The organism is Virgibacillus sp. LDC1, assembly GCF_025792345.1.
Lineage (GTDB): Bacteria > Bacillota > Bacilli > Paenibacillales > Paenibacillaceae > Paenibacillus_AQ > Paenibacillus_AQ lautus.
The window spans coordinates 307,403-330,729 of the sequence record NZ_JAOXLZ010000005.1; the positions used below are offsets into that span (position 1 = coordinate 307,403).

Sequence of the window (23,327 nt, forward strand, 5' to 3'; positions counted from 1 at the left end):
AGTTGGATGAAGCTAGGGAGTGAGGAGCGGAGCGTACGTTTTGGGTACGTGAGCACCTAAGATGTTTCCGCAGGAAACATGACTTCGTAAGCATCCGCTTTGGCCCGGCTGAATTCAAGATTCGATGCCGAGCTGCTTCCTGATTCGCTTCGTGTTAGATATAGAATTTATGAGTTATCAGTGGAATTGATGAAATTCTATATCGCAAGAAAACCTACCTATGCATCGCGGTCGCTCATCCTTGAAGTGGCCTCGATAGAGGTTTTCTTATCAAAAGCGGACTTTTTGAACAACCTCTTAAACACAATCGTAAAAAAACACATCGACAAACAAATGCCGCCATTGTTGGCAAGGCCCTCCGCTTATACGATGAATACGAAGGCAAACTTACAACGGGAGGTCCTTATGGCGAACATCAACCCAAGCACGCGGCTAACACCGTCAGCGCGGAGCCGGGAATGGTTATCCAGCTTTCGCAAGTACAAGGCGATATACCTCATCTCGATTCCGGGCATCCTCTATTTTCTGGTATTTAAATATGTCCCTTTATTCGGGAGCGCCATGGCTTTTCAGGAGTATAACTTATTCAAAGGCATATGGGAAAGCCCATGGGTAGGGCTGGATCAGTTCTACCGCATGTTTCAGTACGAGGAGTTTCTGCGGATCTTCTGGAACACCTTGCTGATCGGGATGTACAGCATCGTATTCGCTTTTCCAATCCCGATTATTCTGGCCCTGCTGTTGAACGAGATTCGTCTTGTCCTGTACAAGCGGGTGCTGCAAACGGTCATCTACATGCCTCACTTCCTGTCCTGGGTCATCATCGGGGGGATTGCGGTAGGCATTCTGTCTCCGACCACGGGCATCATCAATCAGATCCTGATGTGGGTGGGACTCGAACCGATTTACTTCCTTGGCGAGGAAGGCTATATTCGCAGCATTCTGATCGGCTCCGGCATTTGGAAGGAAGCGGGCTGGGGAACGATTATTTACCTGGCAGCGCTGGCCGGGATCAATCCGGACCTGTATGAAGCTGCACGCGTAGACGGCGCGAACCGGTGGCGCCAAACCCTGGCGATTACGATTCCGTCGATTCTGCCCACGATCATGATTCTGTTCCTGCTGAACATCGGCAATTTCCTCGATTTCGGGTTCGAGCGGGTATTTGTGTTCCTGAATGCCTTGAACGAGAATAAGGGCGATATTCTGGATACGTACATTTACCGCGTCGGTCTGCTCGGACAGCAGTACAGCTACACCACGGCCATTGGGCTGTTCAAATCTCTCATCGGGCTGCTGCTCATTGTGGGCGGAAACGCTATAAGCCGCAAAACGACTGGAAATTCCTTATATTAGGCAGGTGACCGAAAAACATGATAAAACGATCAAAAGGCGAATTCGTATTCGAAATGTTCAACTATATCTTCCTGGCCGTCGTGTCGGCCGCCATGATATTCCCGATCCTGCACGTTGCGGCGCAATCGCTCAGCAGCGATGTGGCCATTTCGCGGGGAGACGTTGGCCTGTGGCCGGTGGAGTTCACGCTTTCCAACTATGCGATCGTTTTGAACGATACTTCGGTGTGGCGTTCGTTTATGATCAGCGTATTCGTGACCGTTGTGGGGACCGGGATCAACCTGATCGCAACGGCCTCGCTGGCCTACCCGCTGTCGCGCAATGAATATCGGGGGCGAAAGGTCATCCTCATGCTCGTGCTGGTCACCTTTATTTTCAGCGCGCCGCTCATTCCGAACTATCTGCTGATTAAATCGCTGAACATGCTGGACACGGTATGGGCCCTGATCATTCCCGGCGCGATCAGCGCGTACAACCTGTTCATCATGCGCTCGTTCTTCATGAATCTTCCGAACGAAATCATTGATTCGGCCCGGATCGACGGGTGCGGGGAGCTGCGGATCATATCGAGCATCGTGCTGCCTTTGTCCAAGCCGGTCATGGCGACGATGGGATTGTTTTACGCCGTTGCGCATTGGAATTCATACTCGTCCGCTCTATACTATATCAATAGCCGTCAGCTGTTTCCGCTCCAGGTTCGTCTGAGAGAGATCGTCATCACCGATCAGATGGGAGAGATGGACACCACGTTTGAGAATCTGGCCAACATGTCCCCGGAGGGCATCAAAATGGCCACGATTGTGATCGCAACGCTGCCGATCATTCTGGTCTACCCGTTCCTGCAGAAATATTTTATTAAGGGCATGCTCATCGGTTCGATCAAATCTTGATCGTAAAAGAACACAATCCCATAATAAGAACGCCAATACTGCATATGAGGGTTATGAGCTACGATGAAATGGATTTAACGAAAGCGCTTACCTCATGAATGAGCCACTTGTCTATTTTTTGTGAAAAAGGGGAGAGGTTGATGAAAAAAAGTTGGACGGTCTTACTGATCAGCGTCATGATGATCTCACTGCTCGCGGGATGCGGTGGGAAACCGGAAGAAGGAGCTGTCAGTCCCAAGCCGGAAGAAACGAAGCAAGGTACAGACTCAAGCAAGCTGTCCTTCTCGATTTCTTTTTCCACGGGCGGCAACACCTACATCGAATCGTCACCCGATATCAATAAGGACAAATGGGTGCTGAAGCTGGAGGAGATGACGAACACGGATCTCGATATCCGCTTGATGTCCCACAAGGAATTTGATCAGAAGATGAGTCTGATGTTTGCAGGCAACGAAATCCCGGACGTTGTGGGAAATATGCGGGGAGGTCCAACAACAGGGTCCATGTCGGGCTCGGTGGAAGCCGGGGTGTTCATGCCGCTGGATGACCTCCTCAAGGAGCATGCTCCGAACTTGATGAAAATGGTCACTCCTGCAGCGTGGGAGGAAGTATCCTATAACGGCAAAATCTACGGCATTCCGGCCTGGCTGGAAAATCCGTCGCGCCGCGCGACATTCATTCGCACGGATCTCATGGAGAAGGCCGGTATCAAGGAAGCGCCTAAAACCGTCGAAGAGTACCTGGATATGCTGCGTGCCTTTAAGAAGCTGGGTGTAGAGCACCCCTACCAGTACCGTGAGGGCTTTAAATATGCGGATACCTTCCTTGGGGCATACGATGTGCTGCCGTTCCAGTTCATGGAGCTGAATGGGGAGGTCGTACCGAAATTTTTCGATGTCGAGAACATGACCAAGGCGCTCCAGACGTATAAGACGATGTATGATGAGGGTCTGATTCCGAAGGATTTCGCTTCGCTCTCTCAAGAGGATTACGGACGCAATATCAATGCCGGCAAATCCGGGATGTGGGCCTCCAACGGCGAGGGGCTGATCGGGTTCCGCACCAAGCTGAAGGAAGTGGATCCTTCGATGAAGGTGGATATTTACCCATCCCCGACCGGACCGGACGGCAAGGGCGGACTCGGCTTATACAGCTCGGTATCGACCACGTACTATATCAATAACAAGGTGGGAACAGAGAAAGCCATTGAAATCATTAAATTTCTGGATTGGATGCTGACGGAGGAAGCCGATATGTTCTTCTCCTTCGGGATTGAAGGCGAGAATTACACGATGGAGAACGGGAATGTCAACTATAAGTGGCCTGTGACCAAACAAGAGGTCGACGAAGCGGGCTTCCGGGCCAACCAGCTGTGGTTCGTTCATGAGCTGACCTATAATAAGAAGCAGACGGCCCTTACCGAGGATGGCCAGGACGTGATCAAGGCGTTCAGCGATGTGCTGAGCAATGAAGGCCGCGGCGGCATTACGTTCATGGCGAATCTGAACAGCTTCTCCAAGTTCCCGGACCTGGCTTCGACCGGAGATACGGGACCTAAATTCATCCTGGACAGCATGGTGAAGATGATCTATGGCAAGCAGCCGATCTCCGATTGGCCGAAGGTGCTGGAGGAATACCGTGCCAAGGGCGGGGATGAGATCATCAAGGAAGCGACGGAGCGCTGGAGGAACAAGGAAAATGTCGTAGACCGTACGAGATAACATCCAAGATAGGAAGTAGGGCATCTCCTGTTTGTTCCATATATCGTGTACAATAGATCCGATATGTAAGCGTTTTAACCCGAATGAGCGAAGGATGAAAAATCTAGGTATCCGCCGGTCTTACCATCACAGGTATCCGCTGCGGATACCTTCTTGTTCCATTCAATGTTTGCCTCATACCTTATTCTTCTACATACAGGAGGCTAAAATAATATGCGGTTGCTTATTGCTGACGACGAACCTGTAATCCGAAGAGGGCTGGTCAAGATGGCGGAGACCTACCGTCTGCAGTTTGATGCCATTGACACGGCCGTGAATGGTGAGCATGCGCTCTCCCTGATCAAGGAATTCGAGCCGGATGTACTGCTGACCGATATCCGGATGCCCCGAATGGGCGGACTGGAGCTGTGTCAGGAGCTTCATGAGTTGTACGGGCATATTCAAATTATCGTCATCTCGGGTTATGGCGAATTCCAATATGCGCAGCAATGTCTGGCTTACGGGGTGAAGCATTATCTGCTAAAGCCGGTTACCGGCGTGGTGCTGCACCAAACCTTTGACGCGATTGTGAAACACCGCAATAAAGGCATTGTCTCGCTGGCTTCCTATGTCGATTGGATTGAAAATATCGGGCAGGAGATCTGGATGCTGCAGACCGAACAGCTCGATCGGCTGTTGGTCGATTGGAGGGCGCATCTGCAAGCGGCGGGACTCAGCGTCCCGCAGCTCCAGCAGCTGCTGGATGACGCAGTGGGCATGATATTCCGTCGTCTCGTCTCGAAGGGGTATATGGAGGTTTCGGTGATTGAACCGATCGGTCACCACACGGTGCAGGAGCAGCTGTTGAACGAATTTGAGTTAAGGGTCAAGCAGATGACCGCGGATCTGGTGACGCAGCGGTGGGGGAATTTCAAGAATCCGCTCGATGAAGTGAAATCGTATATCGACACACATCTGTCCGAGGAGATCACCCTGGAGGAAGTGGCGGAGATGGCCGGTTATACGCCGACGTATTTTAGCGCAATGTTCAAGAAGATGACGGGCGATACGTTTGTCCGGTACCGGATTCACCGGCGAATGGAGCGGGCGAAGGAGCTGCTGGCCCTGCCGCATATGCGGATCATCGACGTGGCGGCGAACGTCGGTTACGAGGATTATCCCCATTTTACGAAAATGTTCAAGAAGGTAACAGGACATACGCCGACGGAATATCGGACGATGCTGGGCTTTAACGGATGAAAAATAAACTGTACCGCAAATTGTTTTTGTACTTTGTGTCCATCATTGTGCTGACTTCCTTGTTGATCGGCATCGTTACCTACACGCGCTCATCAGCTGAGCTGGATCGCCAGCTGGACCGGCATATGTCGCAAATCGTGCAGAATGCCTTAAACCATACCGATCTGTACATTAAATCCTACGACCGTACGATGATCTCCTTATTGACCAACCGGGAATTGAAGAAATTCGTAGATTTGCCTAACCCGGCGGATCATTACGAGTATTATCACATCAGCTCCACGATCAAGGATACGGTATTCCGTCCCCTCATGGACCGGGGGCCCGAGCTGCTGACCATGTATCTCCTGTCTTACAACGGAAATGCCACGTACAGCTTCGGTTCTGATTTTACGGCACCGGTATTCAGTGCAGAGGAGAAGGCGAAGCAGCTGAAAGACCTCCGCAATACCACAAAAGATGAAAGCGGTCTCATGATTCATACGGAGAGTATTATACCTGGACGTAGCGGCAGTGTGGTACGCATGACGAGACTGATCAAGGGCTTATCCTCCACAGCGGAAAAAGGCGTGCTGGCCATGGAAGTGCGTTCCCAGGAGTTATCCTCTCTCTGGAAGGGAATTGATCTGGGCGAACGCGGATACTTCTATATCGCGGATGCCAGCGGCCATGTCGTCTACCAGCCGGAGGGACTGGAGCATAACGCCTCGTCTCCGGCCGAGGATCCGAAGCTGACGGCAGCCATCATGGGCGCAGACGAGGAATCCTTCAAATATACGACGGCCGATGGAGAGCAGAGAGTGTTCATGACGCGGATGTCTCCCTATTCCGGATGGCGTCTGGTTGCTTCGTTGCCGCTGGAGGAGTGGCGCAAACCGATAGCCAGCATTCGTTCTACGGTCTGGACGATCGGCTTGATCAGTCTCATTGCAGCTTGTCTGCTTGCTTACCGTTTCACTCGTTCCATTACCCAGCCCATCCAGACGATTATCCGCGGGATGCGCCAGACGGAGCAGGGGCGGTGGATTCCCTTGGAGCTTCCTAAACGCGAGGACGAGCTGACGGAAATGATGCAGCGGTATAATCTGATGGTGACCCGATTGTCGGAGCTAATCGAGCGGGTATACGAGACCGAGCTGCAGCAGCAGAAGACGATTATCGAACGGCAAAAAGCCGAGTTCCAGGCGCTTCAGCTCCAGATCAATCCGCATTTCATGTACAACACGCTGGAGACCATCGTGTGTTATGCCGAGGTTGAAGGCTCATCGGAAATTACCGAAATGGTGTCCTCTCTTGGCTTTATGATGCGGTACTCCTTGCTGACGTCGCTGGAGGAGATCACGGTCGCCAATGAGCTCAAGCACGTTTTGAACTACATGACGATCATGAAGCATCGGCACGATCTGGAGTTTGATCTTCGGGTTGAGGTTCCCCATGAGCTGCTCCTGTACAAAATGGTGCGGTTGACGCTCCAGCCCTTGATTGAAAATGCATTCCAGCATGCCTTTCCGGACGGCATCGAGGCCTCGCAGCACATCATCATCGCTGCTGGGTGCGATGATGATTCCTTCTGGGTCAGTGTGACGGACAACGGCATCGGCATGACCGATGAACAGCTGCGTGAGGTTGCGGCACGGTTATCCTATGAGTACGACCACGTGAATCACTCGCCTGAATCTTCCCTAAACCTTAGCGGTACCGGAGGCATCGGGCTGCTGAATGTGCATCGGCGGATTCAGCTGGTATTCGGTGAGAGTTACGGACTTCGTGTAACCTCGGCAGGCGAGGGAACGGGAACCACCATCCGCATGGTCATGCCGTGTCCGCCGCGTGTTTAGCACAAGGCCTGTCTCCGTATTGGAGGTCAGGCCTTGTACTTTTTGAAGTAATAGGTATAACCTTCTGAGGCTTCCCCTTCTTATCTCCCAAGACTTACTTGTTCTCCGCCTGCGGCGTCAGATGGATGGATACGCCGCCGTACACCTTGAGACGTATCTTGATGGTATCCTTGGCGCAGCGCGTTTCCGTGTGAACCTCAATGGGAGGAAGAACAGAACGATATCGATATTCGTCCGCTTCCGCCTGTTCCCGATAGATAACCGCTCGGTATGCCGTATTATCTTCAAGGAAATCCAGCGGGATATGGACGTCTCGTCCTCCGGCGGCGCAAATGGAGGCGACAAACCATTCGACACCTGATCGTCTTGCTATCGTAATGAATCGGCCCGGATAACCTTCCAGCAGCCGCGTCTCATCCCAGACGGCCGGAACAGCGGCCAGCAGCGGCTTGCCCGGATGATCGGCGAAGACTGATATCGCATCCGCATAATGCTGGATGCCGGATTCAAAGAGGATGGCCAGGGCCAACTGAAGCCCTTGGGTTGTCGTGGTCCGCCTGCTGAACGTAACCGGCGTAAAGTCCATGGACCCGATCACGTTCCGCGTAAACGGCAAGGTACAGAGATGAACCGCATTAGGCCCTTCACTCTGTGCCCGGTAGTATTCCGCACCGTAAACGCCTTCTCTTGTCATCACGTGAGGCCATGTCCGGTGCTCGCCGCTTGGTTTGGTGGAACCATGAAAATTGACCATCAGCCGATGCCTGGCAGCGGATTCCGCAATGGCATCATAGACCTGGAGCGTCTCTTGATTGTCGCTGTCGAAGAAGTCGACCTTGATGCCAACGGCGCCCCAAGATGCCCACAGGCGTAATTTCTCTTCACGGAGTTCCTCCGTGTTCAGCCCTTTATAATGCGTCCACAGCCAGATGCCGACGCCGCGCGCCTTCGCGTAATGGATGAGCTGAGGCGCATCCAGCACACCCTCCCAGCCGCCGTCCACGACGCTGTATTCCCATCCCATCTCGGCGGCAAAATCCACATGCTGCCGTTGAATTTCCATATCCCCGCAGGAATCGCCTTCCGCGTACCAGGACCAGGCCGCTCTGCCGGGAGAGATCCAAGAGGTGTCTTGCAGCACGGGTGGGGGACATAAGTGAGTCGTTAGCGATGAAGACACCAGATCCCTGAGCGACCCGATGATCATGACACGCCAGGGCGTCGAGAGCGGAAGCTTGGCGGCAATCGGCGTTTCCTGATCCGGGGCGTAAGCGATGCGGAGCTTCCGGCCGTCTTGCTCATCCGCTGCGAGATGACTGGCGCCATACCTCCCGTCCACGGCTGCTTCAGTCAGCAGCAGCCAATGATCCTCTGCCGATTGGACCAGCAGCGGGAAACCGAAATGCCTTCCCCGAAGATGATCCGGCATGGCATGGTCATAGGTTCGTTCATAACACCGCATGAACGGCTGAGCCCAGACGTTGAGCATCCGGTCCTCCGGCAGATGGAAGCCGGAGAGCTCGTTCTCGAAACGAATATCCCCTTCTCCTTGCAGCTCATACCGGTATGCGACGCCGTCATGAAAAGCGCGGAAACGGATTCTCACCTGATGATTCTCTACCGAAGTCAGAAGCACTAATTCGTTTGCTTCGTAAGACTGCGATTTTTGCTTACCGGTTACAAGCTCGTAACGCTCTGTGATTGTGTTGTGCTCCACCCCTTGTATACGTATGCCTTGTTGAAGTTTGTATTGGTCGGTGATCAGCCCGAGCGGCGACCTTTCAAGAACGCGATACCGGTTGTTCATCACCGTGTAAAAAAGGGGGCCGTTAGGCTCCTGTTCCAGTGTGATATGCAGATTCCCGTCAGGTGAATGAAGCTGTGCATGAAACGGCGCTGACAGAGACTGGGATAGCTCATGATCCATAAACGAAACTCCTTCCTTGTCGCTACAAGAATGACGTATCCATTGCAGCCTCATTGTAACGGACAATGCAAAGGCTTAGCATACGGCTCCGTTCGCTCCGGGTTGTGTTTTCTTACGTTGTGTTACACCATAAAAAAACACGGCCATTCCGCAAGTTACGGCATGGTCCGGCGAGCAGCCGCTGTTTTATCATAGAAGCATATCAAGAGGCGTTTGAAAGGAGGGCACCTGTAATCGCGGGTGGATCGTAATCACTACTTATGACAAAGGATGGGTGATGATTGATGAGACAGGTACGCAAGCGTAACAGGCAGGTAAGAAGAGGAGGGTTCATACTGCTGCTGGGTATTCTGCTGTTTTCGTTCGGCAATCGGCCAATACAGGGGGAAACGGCCGCTCCGGATGTAATGGAGCGGGTCAACCTGGCATGGAATAAGCAGGCGACGGCCAGTTCCGAGATCAGCGGGCGTGAAGCAGGGAAAGCCGTTGACGGCAGCCGTGATACCTACTGGCAGCCGGCGAGCACAGACCGTGAGGACATGAATGTATACATACAGGTGGATCTGGGGAGTGAGCAGTCCTTCAACCAGGTCGTCCTGGATTTAAACCGGGGAGATCATTTGGGAACTATCGAGATCGATTACTCCCGTGACGGTGAGTCTTGGAGCAGAGCCTATGCGAAAAATGGGGGCATTCGAGCGGACGGTCAGGAAGTGATGACGTTTAATTCCGTAAGCGCTTCCCACTTTCGGGTAACGCTGCTGCTAAGCCGAAATCTCAATGTTCAGCTAAAGGAGTTGGAGCTTTATATGCAGGATGGGGATCAAGGGATTCCGTCCGATGTAACGGAGCTGGCCTTCGTGAAGCCGGATGGAACCCCTTATACCAACAATGAGGAACTGACCTTGGACATTGGAGGCACATCTGCCGTGGAGGCGCGCGGCAAACGGGGGAACGGGGAATGGATTTCGCTGCCTCAAGGCCAGGTTCAATATCACGCCGTGGGAACCAGCGCTGCGGTGACTTCCGAAGGTTCGGTAACGGGGGTCAAGGTAGGAGCGACCCGGTTATATGCGGAAACCAGCATCAACGGTCAAGGGATACGTACACCGGATTTCTGGATTGTGGTGAAGGATGATCAGGAGTTCCAGGATGCGAAATACATTGCCTTCAGCTCGTTCACGCATAAGGCGTTGGTCCAGCAGATTGGCAAGGCGGCGATCTTGGGTGATGGCGAGGAGCTGCCAGTCGTAACCATCGCTCCTAATAGGGATGGAACCGTATCCGCCAGATGGTTCAAGGACGGTCAATCCAGAGGTTCGCTGGGCACGAAGGCGCTGCAGGCAGGGGTAACGCAATCGATAACGCTTCCGGGTGGGATGAAGGTACCGGGCACGTACGAGGTGCGGATGACTTTCCAAACCACAGACGGGGGAACCTACTTCGACAGCTTGTTTTACACCGTCATGCCCAAGAAGGGAATTCCTGAAGGTCAGAGCCAAATCGCCTATACCGGAAAAGACGGTAGGATGGTATATGTCCCCGATTATAAGGGGAACCGGATCATCGATTTCTCGAACGTCGGTTATATGGGTGGCGGTGTGAAACTACCTAACGTTCAGGCGAGGATTGCCGTACAGCCGACCGGCGGGGATGATACGGCGATGCTGCAGGCGGCGATTGATGAGGTGTCCCGGCTGCCGCGTGACGCAGATGGTTTCCGGGGGGCGGTGCTGCTGAAGAAAGGCACATATCTGGTTGGCGGTTCCCTTAACATTCAGGCCAGTGGGGTCGTGCTGCGGGGTGAAGGCAAGAGTGAGGACGGCACCATTATCCGCGGCACGGGAACAACGGCCAGAAATTTGATTGTTGTCGGTGGAACGAACGGTGCCGCTGTTGTGGACGGGACGGAGACGGACGTGCAGGATTTGTACGTTCCGGCAGGATCCCGATCGTTCCATGTGCAGAATGCCTCGGCCTATCAGGTGGGCGATTCCGTCATTGTTCGTAGAATCGGTAATGACCGCTGGATTCATGAGATCGGCATGGATCATATCTACATGCGGCCAGGGACCGGGGGAACGCAGCAGTGGTCCCCGTTCAATCTGGATTTTGACCGCGTCATTACGGCCATCGACGGCAACCGGATTACGGTGGATGCTCCATTAGCGAATGCCATTGAACGTCAATGGGGCGGTGGCAGGCTGTTCAAGGCAACGGATGAATCTCGAATCGAACAGGTTGGGATCGAGAACATGCGCGCCATATCCGATTTTGATCCGAGCAAGACCGATACCAAGATGGATAACGATGTTCTGGATACCCCGTATTATTCCGATGAGGCACATGCGGAGCGCTTCATTATGATGAACAGCGTAAAGAATGCCTGGGTGCGCGAGGTGGACGGCTACCATTTCTCCTACGCCTTGGTGCAGGTCGGGCGGCAGGCCAAGTGGGTCACCGTGCAGGACAGCGAAATGTACGACATGGTCAGCGTGATTACCGGCGGTCGTCGTTACAGCTTTTTCATCCAGGGGCAATTAAATCTGGTGCAGCGCAATTATACGGAAACTTCACGTCATGCTTATGTCATTGAGAGCCGCGTACAAGGACCGAATGTCATGTACGACAATAAGGCCACTCGCGAATACAATACGAGCGAGCCGCATCACCGCTGGTCCACGGGCGGCCTGTACGACAACGTCAGTGCGCGTATCAGCGTCCGCGACCGCGGATGGCTGGGCAGCGGACATGGCTGGGCGGGAGCGAATTACGTTATGTGGAATACCGAGGGAGGGCTTGTTGCGCAGAAGCCCCCAACGGCACAAAACTATGTCATCGGACACATCCCGACGGAAGACGGTTTGAACGTGAAACCGCTCGTTCCAAACGATTATGATTCCAGACCGCGTGAGGACGGCTATTGGGAATACGCCGACCGGCATGTAGCGCTCCAGAGCCTATACGTCCAGCAGTTGACGGACCGTCTGGGTCAGCAAGCGGTGGATAATCTGGCCCGTACGCCTGTGGGCGGCGGTGCGATCGATATACCAGCGCAGCCTTAATTATATATAGCGAACAGGGGATTATCAGGGGAAACGCTGATCGTCCCCTTCTTCGCGAAGAAGGAGACGTGTATGAAGGTGGAGAGGGAGATAACAGGAAGAGATACGGAACGTTCTCACCGGAGACATCATGCGGAGCTTGATCGTGCAGGGCAGTACGGCAAGTTCGAAGCGGTAGGTGATAAAACCGCATGGCGGCAGCCTGACACATCTGAAAGTCGGCGTTTGCGGTTATGGTACGCTTCCCCGGCTGCGGAGTGGAATGAGGCATTGCCCATCGGGAATGGGCGCTTGGGCGGCATGGTTTTTGGCAGGACCTCGCTTGAGCGGGTGCAGCTCAACGAAGATTCCCTCTGGTATGGTGGTCCGGGAAGGGGAGCCAACCCGGACGCCACCGAATATTTGAGCGAGATCAGGCAGATGCTGCGGGATGGACGTCAGGCCGAGGCCGAGCATTTGGCACGGATGGCGATGACTTCATCCCCGAAATACGAGCAGCCCTACCAGCCGCTGGGCGATCTGCTGCTCCAGTTCTTGGGTGCGGAGGAAGCGGTGGAGCATTACGAGCGAGAGCTGGATTTGGAGCGGTCCATGGTGACCGTATCCTATTCTTCGCGCGGCATAGGCTATCGCAGGCAGTATTTTGCCAGTGCGCCGGATGGCGTGATGGTTGTTCGCCTGTTTGCCGATCGGCCGGGGGCGTTGACGTTTGCGGCGAACCTGATGCGACGTCCTTTTGACAGCGGAACGGAGTCGTTAGGGCACGATACCTTGCTGATGAAGGGCGAATGCGGCGCGGACGGCATCTCCTTCTGCACGGCGCTGCGTGCTGTCGCTGAGGGAGGTAACGTACGAACCATCGGTGATTTCCTCTCGGTTGAAGGGGCGGATTCCGTTACGCTGCTGCTGTCAGCCCAGACGACCTTTCGGTGTCAGCAGCCGGGCCAGGCATGTCTCGAACAGCTGGATCGTGCGGCAGGCATGTCGTTCGAACAGCTGGAAAGCCGTCATTTGGAGGAATATCGGCAGAAGTTTGAACGCTTCTCGCTAACTCTCGGTTCCAGTAAGAAAGATGTGAATAGAGCGGGCTTAACCGAAAGTGGAAATATCATTCCGAATGGGCAGGACCGACTCTTCGGTTCAGATCAAGTTGAAACTTCGAACCGAGCGGAAGACGATTTATCATCCCTGTCTACCGATCAGCGGCTGAATCTGCTGAAGGATAGAGTGAAGACGGAAGGTGCCTCTGCGGAGAAGAGCGATCCCGAATTGATTGCCCTGTACGTACAGTACGGGCGCTATTTGCTCATCTCCTGCTCCAGACCCGGATCTCTCGCAGCGAACCTGCAGGGCATATGGAATGACAGCTTCACCCCGCCCTGGGAGTCGAAGTATACAATCAATGTGAATATTCAGATGAACTATTGGCCGGCAGAGCTGCTGGGCCTGGCGGAATGCCACGAGCCGCTGTTTGACCTGATTCACCGCATGCTCCCGAATGGCCGGGACACGGCTCGCGAGATGTATGGCTGCCGTGGCTTCGCAGCGCATCACAATACCAATCTCTGGGGAGAGACCCGGCCTGAAGGAATATTGATGACCTGTACCGTATGGCCGATGGGAGCCGCCTGGCTGTGCCTTCATCTATGGGAGCATTACCGGTTTGGCGGGGATGCGGATTTCCTGCAGGAACGAGCGTATCCGGTTATGAAGGAAGCGGCGATATTCCTGCTGGATTATATGACCGTGGATGAGGAAGGCAGACGAATAACCGGTCCTTCCGTTTCGCCGGAGAACCGATTTGTGCTTCCGAACGGAGCCGTCGGCAGCCTCTGCATGGGACCCGCTATGGACGCGCAGATTGCGACGGCCTTGTTTCGGGCCTGTCTGGAGGCAGGTCAGCTTGTCGGAGATGAGGACACTTTCCTTGAAGAGCTTCAAACGGCGCTGCAAGAAATTCCGGTACCGCGGATTGGAAGGCATGGTGGGATCATGGAGTGGCTGGATGATTACGAGGAGGCCGATCCCGGACACCGGCACATCTCGCAGCTGTTCGCCCTGTATCCGGGAGAGCAAATTGATCCCGTTCAGTCACCTGAGCTTGCCGAGGCAGCGAACAAGACCTTGGGGCGACGACTTGCGAATGGCGGCGGCCATACCGGCTGGAGCCGGGCCTGGATCATCAATTATTATGCCAGGCTGCAGCGGGGCGCGGAAGCGCACGAGCATCTTGTGAATTTGCTGGCTTCTTCAACTTATCCGAATCTATTGGATTGCCACCCGCCTTTTCAAATCGACGGTAATTTCGGCGGGATTGCCGGCGTTGCCGAAATGCTGCTGCAGTCGCATTCGGGAGAGTTAAGGCTGCTCCCGGCCCTGCCCTCGCAGTGGAGCAGCGGTGAGGTGAAGGGCCTTCGTGCCCGCGGCGGCTTTGTTGTCGACATGTGCTGGGAGGAAGGTGAACTGACCGAGGTGAAGATTCGCGCCGATAGGGCGGGCGAATGCAGGCTATGGTCCCGTTCATCGCTTGTCCTCATAGAGGAGAAACGGCTTGGAGAGGTTATGCTGACGAGTACCACGATATCCGGAGGAGCGTATTGCTACTCGTTCTTGATGCAGCAGCAGGGTGCCAGCTGTAGCTGGGGAAGGTCTGTGAGGGAGCAAATATAATGTTATAATTTGGATTGTACATACACACCTTGAGTGGGCGCACTCCTCTGTAAAGGAGGTTGTGCGATGAACGTTTCGTTCGGTGAAGTGATAACCTTCGGGATTTTCCTGCTGGCATTGCTGACTTACATCGATAAACGACGAAAGTAACCCACTCCTAAGGTTGGCGCCTAAGTGGGTTACTTTCTCATTCCTGACTTGATCTTGGAGGAGAAATCCTACTCAAGATGTTTGTACAAAGGAGTAGCCATAGGCCGGCTGCTCCTTATTGCTATTCTTATCTTATCATACCCCTTTCTAGACCTCAATAACGGATCGATTGCACAAAATACTAGTGAAAAGTTATGATACTTGCTGCGATTGAGTCCTCAAGACTACACTAGTATCATAATGAAATAGACAAACATGAAAGGGGGGACTGCCTTGAATCAGGCAAGTGGAAAGACGCAATTGGCGACGTTTGCGGGCGGGTGTTTCTGGTGCATGGTTAAGCCGTTTGACGAGCTTCCCGGTATCCTTTCCTTGGTTTCGGGTTACACGGGCGGCCATACGGAGGATCCAACCTATGAGGAAGTGGGAACGGAGACGACGGGTCATTACGAAGCTGTGCAAATCCGGTTTGAACCGGATGTATTCCCGTACACAAGGCTCCTGGACATCTACTGGCGCCTGATTGATCCAACGGATGCGGGAGGCCAGTTCATGGACCGCGGGGCGTCGTACCGGACCGCGATTTTTGTTCATCATGAAGAGCAGCGCGTGCAGGCGGAAGCCTCCAAGCGAGATCTGCAGCAAAGCGGGCGGTTCAAGGGAAAGATCGTGACACCGATCCTGCCGGCAGGACCCTTCTATCCCGCAGAGGATCTTCACCAGAATTACTATAATACCCATCGTTATGACTACAACCGGTATTATGAGGGCTCCGGCCGAGCTTCTTTTGCCGAGCGGCATTGGAATCGGAAGCAGGACAAGGCAGAACTGGAGGGACGTCTTACTGCGCTCCAGTATGCAGTGACACAAGAAGGCTTGGATGAGCCTGCTTATGATAATACGTATTGGAATAACACAAGCCGGGGGATTTACGTGGACGTGGTGAACGGAGACCCGTTATTCAGCTCAACCGACCAATATGACGCCCGAACGGGATTGCCGGCTTTTATGAAACCTCTTCATGAGGGATATATCAGCAAAAAAGGAGATCTTCGCGGCGGCAAGGTACGCACTTCGCTCTATGGCAGATTGTCCGGCTCTTACCTCGGTCACCTGTACCATGACGGGCCTCCGCCTGGCGGTTTGCATTATCAGATAAACTCTGCGGCGCTGCGTTTTGTGCCGGAGGAGGAGATGGTTCGGGAAGGGTACGGTGAATTCGCGCGGCTGTTTGAGTAGAGCAAGCCGGCAGATACCGTTTTCGTCAATATGTCGCTCCCCATGTTCTTCGTAAACTTCCCCTATACTTATTCTCTCCCATCCACTCCACATATGGCTCCGGTACAATACCTATTAGGCAAGACTCATGCTTGCGTCTAGTGCGGAAAGGGGTGACGTTGTTGAATACGATTCATATTCACAATGGTGTACAGATGAGAGGGCTTGTTACTTAAGTTGAAGTGAAGTCCTCTTTAGGCTGTAGTGGGAGGAAAAAGAGTAGATGATGAAGTTAACGACGATGGTTCGTGGTGTTCGCGGAGATGCTGTAGCACGCGAGCTCATCCGCAACTGGGAGTTTGACGAAGGAACGCTGAAATTCTGGCGGGCCAGCTCCAACTTTGTGTATGTTTTTGAGAGTGATGGAGAGCGACATTTCCTCAGGTTTAATTATGAAGAGGAGAGCACGGTCGAGCAGATGACGGCCGAGCTGGAATTCATGCGGTATCTGATAAAGAACGGATACCCTTGCGTCACGCCGGTTTCGTCCGTAGACGGCAATTGGATCGAAACGGTTCAGGCGCCCGAGGGGCATTATCACGGCGTTGTGTTTTCCGCTGCTGCAGGGATTGCATTAGATGGCAATCTCACGGCGACCCAGTGCAAGGATTGGGGAAAATCGCTCGCGAGGCTGCATACGCTTTCTAGCGAATATGAACCGGGGACCGTAAAGCGAAAAAGCGCAGAGGACATCTTGCGCATGATCGATCAGGTGCTGCAGCGGCATCCCGAGGAGCAGGATGCTGTAGAGGAGCTTCACCGGGTTAGCCTCTGGCTGCAATTCATGCCATCGTCGAGACAGACGTATGGCCTAATCCATTATGACTTTCAGTTGGATAATATCTTTTATGAAGCAAAGGAACACTCGTTCCGCGTGATCGATTTTGACGATGCCATGTACCACTGGTTTGCGATGGATATCGTGACGGCTCTTGCGGATACCGAGTCGGAGGATGAGAAACGGGCTTTCCTGAGAGGGTATCGTTCCATCCGCAGTTTGGATCACGAGTTGGAGGGCGAGTTTCCAAGATTTCGCCGATTCGGTCGGCTGTACGGATTTGCCAGAGTGCTGCGTTCCCTGGAGGACAGCGATTTGACGGATGTTCCCCCTTGGTATGAGGGGCTACGGATGAAGCTGCTGCGCTACTGCGAGAACGATAGGCAGGGGTTTAGGAAGCCGTGGTAAAGGTCCGAAAGTAGTGAAGGAGACAGTCGCTTTGGGATGATCGAGCCGGATAAGCACATCGCTTACGCTGGTCATCGACTGCGAGGCTTACGTGACCGTGTCGCCAGTAGGGACACGATATTGCGGCCGCTCCGGCCAGGCATTGCAGCTATATAACAAAAGGGTTAGGCAGAGGGCATGAGTGCCCGATCTGCCTAACCCTTTTTTCTTAAACGTCAACCATACAAATACGATTTCACATCCGGCCCGAGGTAGGCTCTCCATACAATGAGATTGTAAGGATCGTCCCAGTCGATGTTCTGCGGCTCCTCGAACATGCGGTGCAGGCGGTTATTGTTGAAGATGATCGAGCCGCATTGGTCAAAAGCCACTCCGTCTACCCACAGCATTCTGTCATCGGACAGCAGCTTGTTGAACGAGCGGGTGTACGGTGAATAGTAACCGATCCCTTTGCCTTCGAGCATGGTGTAGAACACATGGCCTTTATTGTCGGCATGCATGCCGTCGGTTGTCGTTCCTTTGCTGCCCAAGGTCTGAACGGAATCCCGGATGATCGCATCGGGAATATTGAAATTCCGCAGCAGCCCTGTATCGATAGCGTACAGATTGCGTCCCGTTACCTGGCAGTAGAATAGCGTTCCGCGATCCGCGGATAGTGCTATGCCATCGGCGCCGACCCGAATCGGCTTGCTGCGGTATACCGGCTCGGTATCGATCTCAAACCGGAAACGGGGCACGTCCTGCGTACTGTAATGACTGTCAAGGACGCGACGAAATTCCTTTGTTCTCATATTGTAGACGATGATTCCCCCATAAAGCGGATGGTCCGGCCAGCCGGAGCCCGAATCGGTAATATAGGCATAACCGTTTCGGTTATCTACCACGATGTCGTTTAGAAACGACGTACGGGGCGGGGCGATATCATCCGGAATGATAATGGAATCGAGCAGGCGGTTAGCGCTCAGATCCCAGATGACCAGCTTTTGCGAGCCCTCGGGGGAAGTATCATATGCGATTTTTCCTTGATCCAGAATCCACATCCGATGATGTTCATCGATCTCGTAACCAAGGACGGATTGCAGCATCCGCACATCTCCCGGCGTATTCCACTCCCAGCTTGGAAAAGCCTCCAGCACAGGCTTGCCGTTCACCATCACAATGGTATTCAGCGTAGCGGGAATGCCTTCCGCCCAGCGCGGAACCGATACGTAGAAGCGTCCCTGCCGGTCTACTTTGATGCCTGCGGGCATGCAGTGCTTCCAATGCTGATGCTCCTCGAATCGCTGCTTCATTGCAGGATTTGGGAAGTTCCAGTCCAGGCGGTTCCAGTGGAAGAGCATCTGGTACGGACTTGTATAGCCATGGACTTGCTTGCAATGAGGGGCGGCAGGCTTCTGCCACTGGCCCCCCATGGAATAATGCGGTACAACCATTTCAAGACCTCCCGATCACATGCTCGGTTCATCCATTACGGCAGCGAAGTGTATCCTTCGCGCGTAGTCCTCTGAGTTAGTTATATGCCCAGAGAGATGGATTGGCGCCGAATATATTTACGAGAGAGGTCTTGTTTCAGATTGCCTGTTACACTTGCAGAACCTTAATCAGATTCGTGTTACCGGATTGACCGATCGGCACGCCGGCAGATAATACGATAATGTCGCCTTTTTCGATGTAACCTGTCTTGATGGCATTGCGGGTCGCGGATTCGAACATTTCGTCCGTCGTTGTGACTTTGTCGCCTTTTACCGGAATGACACCGGAGAGCAAGCAGATCTTGGCCAGCACTTCTTCATGCTGCGTGACCGCGATAATCGGTGCTTTTGGCCGATACTTCGAAATCATCCGCGCCGTAAATCCGCTCTCCGTTGCCGTAATGATAGCTTTGGCATTCAGCACGAGGGAGGAGCTAACCGCACCCTGACTAATAACCTCGGTAATATCGGCTACTTGCTGTCTGGATTTGAAAGCGAATTGATCTTTATAATCGATCATCGTTTCGGCCCGGCGAGCGACTGCCGCCATCGTACGCACGGATTCCACCGGATATTTGCCTGCAGCGGATTCGCCCGAGAGCATGACAACGTCAGCGCCCTGGATCACGGCATTAGCCACGTCGCTCACCTCGGAGCGGGTTGGACGGGGATTGACTTGCATCGATTCCAGCATGTGCGTGGCCACGATGACCGGTTTGCCGGCCAGGTTGCATTTATCGATCATTTCTTTTTGCATCATCGGCACTTCTTCGATCGGCACTTCGACGCCAAGGTCGCCGCGGGCAACCATGATTCCGTCGGATGCTTTAATGATGTCGTCGAGGTTCTCCATGCCCTCTCCGTTTTCGATCTTGGAGATGATCTGTACATGCTCCGCGCCGCGTTCCTTCAGGATGCTGCGAATTTCCCGGATATTATCGCCATGGCGCACGAAAGAAGCGGCAATGATCTCAATGTTGTTCTCCAGTCCGAACCCGATATGCATGACGTCGCGTTCGGTAACCCCGGGCAGCGTCGTTTTGATCCCAGGCAGGTTGACGCCTTTGCGCGGTTTGAGGACGCCGCCGCTGATGATTTTGCAAAGAATGTCCGGTCCGTCGACGCGAATAACGTTCAGGTCCACGAGGCCGTCATCGATCAAGATACGGTCGCCCGGCTTAACCACTAGATTTAATTCGGCATAATTGACCGAGATGCGTTGTGCATCGCCCAGAATTTCTTCGGTAGTCAGGATCAGCTCCTCACCTGGCTTTAGCGTGCAGGAAGCCTCTTTCAGCTTGCCGATCCGTACTTCGGGTCCTTTAATGTCCATCATGATGGGTACATACGTGTTTAATTCGGATGCGGCTTGGCGAACATTCCGAATGCGGGTCACGTGATCCTCCGGCTCGCCATGTGCCATATTCAATCGGGCGACCGTCATACCCTCCTGAATCATGTTCTTTAACAGCTCGATGGAATCGCACGCGGGTCCCATCGTACAAATAATTTTTGTTTTTAGCATGGCTGTTTGTTCCTCCTTTGTAGTTGCACTCTTCATTTTTTTACAGCATTCGAGCTTTATTCAAACTCCCTAATGATCACATTGTAGCCTGTCTTGTCGAATCGTGATATGAACTATAGTACAATGAATGGATTATAGTATTGCAATTGAGGTGGGTTATGATCACTCCGGTTGAAGTAAGGCAAATGAGTGGTGTCGACTGGTATGAAGAAGCTGACAATGAGAATAGAGCATGGCGCTTAAGCCTTATGACATATGGAAAATGCGTATATTGGGTGAATGGCGATAAGCAGATTATGGAGAAAGGGGAATTGCTGCTTATTCCAGCCGGTGTTCCGTATTATGGCAAAAGCATCCCTACCGTGACGCACACGCAGATCGTCGTTCAATGGACGGAAGGTGCATCGACGGAATTATCCGTGCTGGATCGGAAAGAAGCCTTGAAGTTTAAACCGGGTGGTTATGAGTTGATCCGCGAACGGTTGAAGGTGATCCATCAGCAGTGGCAGGAACGCCCATCTTATTATGTTTTGATGATAGAAGCATTATTGACAGAAGTGTTGATTTATATCAGTCGTGAACTGGACAAGGGCGTCATCACGCCGGAGAAGCACTTGCATGTGGAACGGATGAAGTCCTATATTGAGCGGCATTACCGTGAGAAAATAACGAAAGAGGAGCTGGGCGATGCCATCGGCAAAACCCCGAATTACGCAGCGGTCCTCTTTAAAAGCGTGACGGGGCAGACCATCAGCCAGTACGTGCACGCCCAGCGGATGAAAAGGGCAGTATATTTGTTAACGGAATCGCAGCTGACGGTACAGGAGATTGCCGTATTTCTCGGATACCAGGACCTCTCCTACTTCTATAGAATTTATAAACGGGTCACCGGCAGCGCGCCATCGGATTTATTGAATGAGCGTCCACGAACCGTATAGGATATATCAACGAAAAAAAGAGGGCTTTCGCCCTCTTTGGGTGATTGCTATTTTATTGAGCAGCGTCATTTTCGAATAACTGCTTCACATACTGCCGCAGTTTATTTTTATCTACGCCGAGCACTTGTGCCCGGCCGACTTTCTCGTTTGTCAGCAGGGAGAATGGGGGGAGCTGCTGTTGGTCGATTTTATCCAAATTCACATCAAAACCCAGAGCCATCAGCTTCAGCATTTCTTTGGGGCTTAAGTCGGTTTCAATGTATGGCGCGATGGAATCAAGGATGCTGGGCAGCTTGATTAATGAGCCCGTGGTCTGCATTTTCTTGGCAACCTCCGTCATGAGAATCCGCTGTCGTTCCGTACGGGCAAAATCGGATCTCGCATCGTGCCGGAACCGGACGTATTGGAGCGCCATTTTGCCGTCGAGATGCTGCAGCCCTTGTTTTAAATCGATGTCGTACATATGCTTGTCCGCTTTGCTTGTGTAATACATGTCTTTCTCAACCTCGATATCGACTCCGCCAATGGCATCGACCAGGGCGATGAATCCGACAAAATCGGTGTAAACATATTTATGTATGGGCAGGTCCAGCAGATCACTGATGGTTTGTCTGGTCAGCTCGATTCCGCCGTAAGCAAATGCCGAATTCAGTCGTCCTTTCCCATGGCCGGGGATGTCTACATAGGTGTCCCGCAAAATCGAGAATAAATGGGCTCTTTTCGTGACAGGATCGATGGAGGCCACCAGCATGGTGTCGGATCTGCCGGCATCGTCTCCCCGGGAGTCTCCTCCAATCAGGAGAATATTCATGCGTTCTTTACCTTCCCACTTGGGTATTTCGATGATTTCCTCCGACACGGCGCCCGAGGTTTCCGCCTGCTCCGCCGAATTCGAAGCGGTCGAAATTTGGTTTGAGAATTGTATGATAGCGTAGGTATAGTACGAGATAATCCCCAAGATTCCAACGGATAATAAGAGCATGGTGTATTTTAACCATTTCCTTTTCATAGTTCCTATAACATCCTTTCTGTTTTACTAACTGCATAATTGACCATTCTAGCAAAATAACGAACAAAAATCATATTTTCTCGTGAGAAGCGAGATTAAAGATTCCATAAACCTCAAAAGAAATGACTTCGTTGACTCTCCTCCAAGGGGAGACCTTAAACTGGAAATCGAAGGAGGGAACAACAGTATGTTATACACGGTAAAAGAGGTTTCAGAGCTGTCCGGGGTTACTATTAAAGCGCTGCATCATTATCATAAACTCGGTTTGCTCTTGCCTGCCGAGATCAGCGAGGCGGGATATCGCTTGTACGGCTCGGATGAGCTGGAGCGATTGCAGCACATTCTGTTTTACAGGGAAATGGACTTTCCGTTGGAACAAATCAAGGTACTGATGGAGGAAACCCCTGAGCGGCGGAAGATGCTGTTACTACAGGAGAAGCTGCTGATGGATCGCGCAGATCGATTGAAGGCAATTCTAAAAACCTTAAGAACATCCTTAACCAGTACGGAGGAGGGAAAGCGCATGGAGCCCCAAGATTTGTTCAAAGGCTTTGAAAGTGAAGAAGAATGGAAGGATGCATTGACAGAGCAGAATCAACATCTGAAAGAGCGGTATGATGTGGATTTGCTTGAGGGTGAACCTGTCGATGTTTCAAGCATGAACGAGCAGGCAAGGGAAGCGGCTGCTTTTATGGCAGGCATGGCGAATGCGTTGAAAACGGGGATCAAGCACGATGATGTGCGAGTACGGGATTCGATTCGGGATCATCTTCGGTTTATGAATGAGCAGGGCCATTCCTTTACGGCTGCAGATTTTGCGGATCAATCGAGGTTTTTCCTGAGTGATGACTTTCATCTCCGGATGCTGGAGGAGCAGCAGACGGGGCTGGCCTATTATCTGCATGCGGCTGCGGAGGCGTATGCGCATCTGACGTATTTAGGGTGATTAAGCCGCGCGGGTCGCGGCTTTTATTCTTTTTAAGGGTACATAGAATCGAGATCATCATGGTGAATTACAGTTTCATATCGATCGAACCGGGTAAGAAATACTCGGACTTACCAT

Annotated in this window: 15 protein-coding genes; 11 read left to right on the top strand and 4 right to left on the bottom strand. The window is 52.7% G+C overall.

Annotation, left to right across the window (positions count from 1 at the left end; translation table 11 throughout):
• The first annotated feature begins 405 nt into the window (after positions 1 to 405).
• The 5 genes from OHJ21_RS26035 (at position 406) to OHJ21_RS26055 (ending at position 7,044) form a co-directional block, all read left to right on the top strand.
• On the top strand, positions 406 to 1,356 hold the full coding sequence (locus OHJ21_RS26035; protein ID WP_100540843.1) for an ABC transporter permease: 951 nt from the start codon (positions 406 to 408) through the stop codon (positions 1,354 to 1,356).
• A 17-nt stretch (positions 1,357 to 1,373) separates the two neighbouring features.
• Positions 1,374 to 2,246 (top strand): carbohydrate ABC transporter permease, encoded by an 873-nt coding sequence (locus tag OHJ21_RS26040; RefSeq protein WP_100540503.1) that lies wholly within the window; start codon positions 1,374 to 1,376, stop codon positions 2,244 to 2,246.
• A 140-nt stretch (positions 2,247 to 2,386) separates the two neighbouring features.
• The gene (locus tag OHJ21_RS26045) at positions 2,387 to 3,967 is read left to right on the top strand and encodes an extracellular solute-binding protein (RefSeq protein WP_486021572.1); all 1,581 of its coding nucleotides are present in this window, start codon (positions 2,387 to 2,389) and stop codon (positions 3,965 to 3,967) included.
• Between the two features lie 213 nt (positions 3,968 to 4,180).
• On the top strand, positions 4,181 to 5,206 hold the full coding sequence (locus OHJ21_RS26050) for a response regulator transcription factor (protein ID WP_100540505.1): 1,026 nt from the start codon (positions 4,181 to 4,183) through the stop codon (positions 5,204 to 5,206).
• Positions 5,203 to 7,044 (top strand): cache domain-containing sensor histidine kinase, encoded by a 1,842-nt coding sequence (locus tag OHJ21_RS26055; RefSeq protein WP_486021573.1) that lies wholly within the window; start codon positions 5,203 to 5,205, stop codon positions 7,042 to 7,044. Before OHJ21_RS26050 ends, OHJ21_RS26055 begins: the two co-directional genes overlap by 4 nt.
• 94 nt (positions 7,045 to 7,138) lie before the next feature.
• On the opposite strand, the gene OHJ21_RS26060 is transcribed toward OHJ21_RS26055, so the two are convergent.
• The gene (locus OHJ21_RS26060; RefSeq protein ID WP_486021574.1) at positions 7,139 to 8,971 is read right to left on the bottom strand and encodes a glycoside hydrolase family 97 protein; all 1,833 of its coding nucleotides are present in this window, start codon (positions 8,969 to 8,971) and stop codon (positions 7,139 to 7,141) included.
• Positions 8,972 to 9,255: 284 nt separating this feature from the next.
• Between OHJ21_RS26060 and OHJ21_RS26065 the strand changes: the two genes are divergently transcribed.
• From OHJ21_RS26065 to OHJ21_RS26080, 4 genes are all read left to right on the top strand, one after another.
• Complete coding sequence (locus tag OHJ21_RS26065) at positions 9,256 to 12,036, top strand: discoidin domain-containing protein (RefSeq protein WP_100540508.1); 2,781 nt, start codon at positions 9,256 to 9,258, stop codon at positions 12,034 to 12,036.
• Between the two features lie 72 nt (positions 12,037 to 12,108).
• On the top strand, positions 12,109 to 14,706 hold the full coding sequence (locus tag OHJ21_RS26070; RefSeq protein ID WP_100540509.1) for a glycoside hydrolase family 95 protein: 2,598 nt from the start codon (positions 12,109 to 12,111) through the stop codon (positions 14,704 to 14,706).
• Positions 14,707 to 15,129: 423 nt separating this feature from the next.
• Positions 15,130 to 16,095 carry a peptide-methionine (S)-S-oxide reductase MsrA gene (gene msrA / locus OHJ21_RS26075; RefSeq protein WP_100540510.1) on the top strand — a complete coding sequence of 322 codons (966 nt, stop codon included), beginning with the start codon at positions 15,130 to 15,132 and terminating at the stop codon, positions 16,093 to 16,095.
• Positions 16,096 to 16,357: 262 nt separating this feature from the next.
• A complete protein-coding gene (locus OHJ21_RS26080; protein WP_100540511.1) occupies positions 16,358 to 17,320 on the top strand; it encodes a phosphotransferase enzyme family protein in 963 nt (320 codons plus the stop codon).
• 215 nt (positions 17,321 to 17,535) lie between these two features.
• Here the strand turns inward: OHJ21_RS26080 and OHJ21_RS26085 are convergent, their stop codons facing one another.
• Both OHJ21_RS26085 and pyk read right to left on the bottom strand, forming a co-directional pair.
• The gene (locus OHJ21_RS26085; RefSeq protein ID WP_100540512.1) at positions 17,536 to 18,753 is read right to left on the bottom strand and encodes an L-dopachrome tautomerase-related protein; all 1,218 of its coding nucleotides are present in this window, start codon (positions 18,751 to 18,753) and stop codon (positions 17,536 to 17,538) included.
• Positions 18,754 to 18,901: 148 nt separating this feature from the next.
• Positions 18,902 to 20,317, bottom strand: coding sequence for a pyruvate kinase (gene pyk, locus OHJ21_RS26090; RefSeq protein WP_100540513.1), 1,416 nt, complete (start codon positions 20,315 to 20,317; stop codon positions 18,902 to 18,904).
• Positions 20,318 to 20,475: 158 nt separating this feature from the next.
• On the opposite strand from pyk, the gene OHJ21_RS26095 reads away from it, so the two are divergent.
• Complete coding sequence (locus OHJ21_RS26095; RefSeq protein ID WP_100540514.1) at positions 20,476 to 21,255, top strand: AraC family transcriptional regulator; 780 nt, start codon at positions 20,476 to 20,478, stop codon at positions 21,253 to 21,255.
• Between the two features lie 52 nt (positions 21,256 to 21,307).
• Here the strand turns inward: OHJ21_RS26095 and OHJ21_RS26100 are convergent, their stop codons facing one another.
• The gene (locus OHJ21_RS26100) at positions 21,308 to 22,264 is read right to left on the bottom strand and encodes an LCP family protein (RefSeq protein WP_100540515.1); all 957 of its coding nucleotides are present in this window, start codon (positions 22,262 to 22,264) and stop codon (positions 21,308 to 21,310) included.
• Positions 22,265 to 22,451: 187 nt separating this feature from the next.
• On the opposite strand from OHJ21_RS26100, the gene OHJ21_RS26105 reads away from it, so the two are divergent.
• The gene (locus tag OHJ21_RS26105; RefSeq protein ID WP_100540516.1) at positions 22,452 to 23,210 is read left to right on the top strand and encodes a MerR family transcriptional regulator; all 759 of its coding nucleotides are present in this window, start codon (positions 22,452 to 22,454) and stop codon (positions 23,208 to 23,210) included.
• Positions 23,211 to 23,327 lie beyond the last annotated feature (117 nt).

Coding starts and splice junctions, on each gene's coding strand:
- OHJ21_RS26065 (WP_100540508.1), top strand. CDS start 9,256: ATGAGACAGGTACGCAAGCGTAACAGGCAGGTAAGAAGAGGAGGGTTC.
- OHJ21_RS26100 (WP_100540515.1), bottom strand. CDS start 22,264: ATGAAAAGGAAATGGTTAAAATACACCATGCTCTTATTATCCGTTGGA.
- OHJ21_RS26040 (WP_100540503.1), top strand. CDS start 1,374: ATGATAAAACGATCAAAAGGCGAATTCGTATTCGAAATGTTCAACTAT.
- OHJ21_RS26055 (WP_486021573.1), top strand. CDS start 5,203: ATGAAAAATAAACTGTACCGCAAATTGTTTTTGTACTTTGTGTCCATC.
- OHJ21_RS26045 (WP_486021572.1), top strand. CDS start 2,387: ATGAAAAAAAGTTGGACGGTCTTACTGATCAGCGTCATGATGATCTCA.
- pyk (WP_100540513.1), bottom strand. CDS start 20,317: ATGCTAAAAACAAAAATTATTTGTACGATGGGACCCGCGTGCGATTCC.
- OHJ21_RS26060 (WP_486021574.1), bottom strand. CDS start 8,971: ATGGATCATGAGCTATCCCAGTCTCTGTCAGCGCCGTTTCATGCACAG.
- OHJ21_RS26035 (WP_100540843.1), top strand. CDS start 406: ATGGCGAACATCAACCCAAGCACGCGGCTAACACCGTCAGCGCGGAGC.
- OHJ21_RS26085 (WP_100540512.1), bottom strand. CDS start 18,753: ATGGTTGTACCGCATTATTCCATGGGGGGCCAGTGGCAGAAGCCTGCC.
- OHJ21_RS26095 (WP_100540514.1), top strand. CDS start 20,476: ATGATCACTCCGGTTGAAGTAAGGCAAATGAGTGGTGTCGACTGGTAT.
- OHJ21_RS26070 (WP_100540509.1), top strand. CDS start 12,109: ATGAAGGTGGAGAGGGAGATAACAGGAAGAGATACGGAACGTTCTCAC.
- OHJ21_RS26050 (WP_100540505.1), top strand. CDS start 4,181: ATGCGGTTGCTTATTGCTGACGACGAACCTGTAATCCGAAGAGGGCTG.
- OHJ21_RS26105 (WP_100540516.1), top strand. CDS start 22,452: ATGTTATACACGGTAAAAGAGGTTTCAGAGCTGTCCGGGGTTACTATT.
- OHJ21_RS26080 (WP_100540511.1), top strand. CDS start 16,358: ATGATGAAGTTAACGACGATGGTTCGTGGTGTTCGCGGAGATGCTGTA.